Below are 2,709 nucleotides of genomic sequence, written 5' to 3' on the forward strand. Positions count from 1 at the left end.
ATCCCACCACCACGACCGATCCCACCACCACGACCGCTCCGGCGACGGCGACCACCACCGCGCAGCCCGACCCCACCCTCTCGGCCGCTCCCGGCTCCCCGGCGGCCGACGCCGTGGAGGCCGACGGGTCCGACCTCGACCCGACAGCTGACGACGACGAGGTGGGCACCACGCCCGACCTGTGCGCGGTCCTCGGTGACGGCGAGATGGACGGCGCCTCCCTGGCGACCCTGCTGCCGGCGCTCACCGGTGAGGAGGACTCCGCGTCCTCCGGTCTGCTCCTGGTCCTGGTCAACGCCGTCGTCGGCATGCTCCCGTCGATCCTCGGCGAGAGCGGCTCGATGCAGAACCTGGGATCGGCCGGACAGTTCCTGTGCACCCTCTCGCCGTCACTGCTGGGCGGGGAGTCCCTCGGCGACACCGACACCGAGACCACGGGAGGCGAGGCTCTCGGCAGCGCCCCGTCCGCGCTGCTCGGGATGTTCACCACCGGTGCCGGCAGTCTCGGAGACTGACCGGTAGACGCACCGCGGAAGCACTTACGGCGGACGGGCGGGCGGGATACAGTCCTGATGTCGACAGCAGGCGCCGCTGACCAGTGGTGGCGCGTGACAGCGTCCGTCGCACTCTGGTCCGTCGCCATCTAAGGGGTTTCATCGCCATGTCCACCCGCAGGGTCGTCACCGCCTCCGCCGCCGCACTCCTCGCGGCCGCGCTCTCCGTACCGATCGTCAGCGCCCAGGCCGGGGACGCCGGGTCCCCGGGCTCCGCGACGGGCAGCCTGGACGCCGGAAGCCTGATGGGAGCCGGCGGCGAGAGCGGGAGTCTCCCCGGCGGGAGCGGCGAGGGGTCCGGGGGCGACGGTGACACGGGGAGCGCCGGCTCGGCGGGGTCCGGAGAAGGCGGGTCGAGCGACGGCAGTGCCGGCGACGAGGGCAGCCTCGACACCTCGAGCGCGGACGACACCAGCGTCGGCGATCTCGTACCCGAGTCGGAGGCGAGGTGCGAGCTGCCCGACCTCGGCGGGTCGGTCGCCAAGTTCTACCCGCTGTTCGGGATCTCGGGTGTGCCGACCGCCGTCCTCGACTTCGTCACCTCCGCACTGGGCTCCTTCCCCAACCTGCTCGACGTGGTCGCGGGGCCCGGCGGGGGAGCGAACCTGGTGGGTCAGACCGGGTCGCTCACCGAGCCGCTGTGCACGTCCGTCTTCGGCGGCCAGATGGCCCTGCCTCCGGTCACCGTGATCGTCGACGGGGACGGCAACCCGGTCACCACCGTCACCGGCACCGTCGCCCCCGGGGGAACCGGTACCGGCAGCATCAGCGGCAGCGGCGCGGAGCCGTCCACCTCGAGCTCCGGCTCGAGCTCCACCCCGAGCTCTGGCCCGGTCTCCGTCTCCGTCGCGGTGGGAGACGGTGCGGAGTCGGGGACCGGCGCGTTCGCGCTGCCGACCAGCGTTCCCACTCCCGGCGCCTGACCTCCGCCCTTCCCGAGCCCGACGGCCCGGTCCCCTGACGGGGGCCGGGCCGCAGTCGTCCCGTGGGCCGGGGTCGCGACTCGCTAAACGGGTGCCCACCCAGCAGTGAATACCCCTGGGGTGTGTTACCAGTGAGGCTAGAGCGAATTCTGTGACTATTGTGACAGGAGTAGACACTTGATGTGCATGAGGTTAGAGTGACTCTAGAAATGGTCTGCGCTCCCATATCCGGGGAGTGAGCGATCCGAACCCCTCCGGAAGGAACCAGCCGATGCGTGCTCGCCTCGCCCGCCCTCGTCGTATCGTCCGGGGTCGCCTTGTCGCCCCCGTCGCAGCCGCAGCGGCGGTCGCCCTCGTGGGCGGCGTCGTCGTCGCCGCCCCCGATGCCCCCACCGTCCGCGGTGACGTCCAGACCGTCGCCGTCTCCGCCCCGGCCTTCAACGCCGGAGCCTCCTACTCGTTCGATCTCCAGGGACTCGTCGGGGCAGGGGAGTGGAGCGGCATCGTCATCACCGAGGTCAACGGGCTTCCCGAGGGGCTGACCTACGCGGACGGCGTCATCTCCGGGACCGCCGTGGCCGCGGGTGTGTACACCGTGTCGGTCGTCGGGACGCTCGGTGGCCAGATCGTCACGATTCCGGTGACCCTCACGGTCAACAACCCCGATGGCACCGCCCCGATCGGCGCCGAGGCCGGTTCGGCGGCCGGTGTCGAGGGCAGCCTCGGAGGCGAGGCGCAGGCCGGCGGTCAGATCACCACGGGTTCCGCCGGCACCGATGCCATCCTCGGAGCCGTGGTGGGCATCGTGACCTCGCTCGGTGGGGGTTCCGCGGCCGAGATGGTGACCGGATCGCTCGGCACGGGCGAGACGACCCCCGATGCTCCGGGCCAGACCCCTTCCGCCCCGATCGGCAGCGACGCCAACGGGCAGATCGACCTCGGCAGCCTGGCCGGCGGCACCCCGGACGGCGGCACGAACACCCCCGACACCGGATCGCCGGTCCTGCCGGGTTCGACGGGGAACGCCGGCGGGGAGGCCACTGGAGAGGTGACCGGCGGGCTCGACACCCAGAGCCTGGGGCCGCTGGGTTCGCTGCTCGACACCGGCGGTCAGACCGGCTCGACCACCGACGGTGAGACCACCACGGGAGGTGACCTCACCACCGGCGGCGGATTGAACACCGTCGCGCAGGTCGAGGTGCCCGGCTCGTCGTCGCCCGTCGACACCGGGT

The 2,709-nt window shown here is 72.2% G+C and carries 2 protein-coding genes and 1 pseudogene; all 3 read left to right on the plus strand.

The window, feature by feature from the left end:
• A pseudogene (locus tag G6017_RS11755) lies at window positions 1-515 on the plus strand (hypothetical protein); the annotation flags it as partial.
• A gap of 146 nt (window positions 516-661) precedes the next feature.
• The gene (locus tag G6017_RS11760; protein WP_179523202.1) at window positions 662-1,477 is read left to right on the plus strand and encodes a hypothetical protein; all 816 of its coding nucleotides are present in this window, start codon (window positions 662-664) and stop codon (window positions 1,475-1,477) included.
• Window positions 1,478-1,748: 271 nt separating this feature from the next.
• A partial coding sequence (locus G6017_RS11765; RefSeq protein ID WP_182617497.1) for a hypothetical protein occupies window positions 1,749-2,709 on the plus strand: 961 nt, incomplete at its 3' end.

It is taken from the genome of Dietzia sp. B44, assembly GCF_014145245.1.
In the GTDB taxonomy this organism is placed as follows: Bacteria; Actinomycetota; Actinomycetes; order Mycobacteriales; family Mycobacteriaceae; genus Dietzia; species Dietzia natronolimnaea.